Here is an 853-nt window from a genome sequence, read left to right as displayed (position 1 = left end):
GTAACACCTGCAGTCAGATGAATATAACCATCGGTATTAGCGCTACTATAAGCACCCAAGATTGACGGAGTAACCTGACCGCGAGCTTCTACGTCGATAGCCAAAGATCTATTTACATTAAATTTAGCTCCTACACCTACACTGGCACCAACTAACCAACGTAAATCGTGATTAACAGGTGTAGTAGTTGCAGGATCAATCGTTGTAGTATATTTCGTATCTCCATTCGGAGTCGTTACTCCTGCATCGGTTTTATATCCCAATTGCCAATCTGCATAATTTTTCACAATGTTAACCGAAGGACCTGCAAATACGCTCAACTCAAACAAACGATCCGGGTTATAACCACAAATCAGGTTGGTAAGGTTCAACATAGCGTCGGCGTTCAAACCTACATAGTTTTCTTTACGCTCTTTGCGATTATCCAAATCCAGGAACGGATAAGCAGTTTCCTGCTTTGATTGCCAACCATAGATTTGTCCACGAACTCCCCATATAGGAGAAATGTACTTACCCACTGACAGGTTGATCAGCGGAGTCACCGTCTTACCAAATTTGGTGTCAGGATTCGTACCAGCCTGTGCACCTACCCCCACACTGATAAAGATATTGTCCTTCCAGCTTTCACTGTAGTACTTCTCTTTAGTTTGTGCAGTGGCAACAACAGCTGCTCCCGACAACAGTAAAGATAATATTACTAATTTACTTTTCATTGTTTTTTAGTTTTTATTGTTTAACTCTTTATACTTATTCACTTTTCAGGCGAAACTTACTTCAACGTAAATCTAAACATGAGTCCGCCGGTAAAATATTTCATTTTTTGCAATTCTACCTGCGCATGCAAATGGTTGAA

2 pseudogenes are annotated in these 853 nt (G+C 40.6%); both read right to left on the bottom strand.

Annotated elements, in window-relative coordinates:
- A pseudogene (locus tag BACCELL_RS26985) lies at positions 1–713 on the bottom strand (outer membrane beta-barrel protein); the annotation flags it as partial.
- Positions 714–769: 56 nt separating this feature from the next.
- A pseudogene (locus BACCELL_RS27810) lies at positions 770–853 on the bottom strand (YjbH domain-containing protein); the annotation flags it as partial.

It is taken from the genome of Bacteroides cellulosilyticus DSM 14838 (assembly GCF_000158035.1).
Lineage (GTDB): Bacteria > Bacteroidota > Bacteroidia > Bacteroidales > Bacteroidaceae > Bacteroides > Bacteroides cellulosilyticus.
This window is presented reverse-complemented; position numbering and strand designations above follow the sequence as displayed.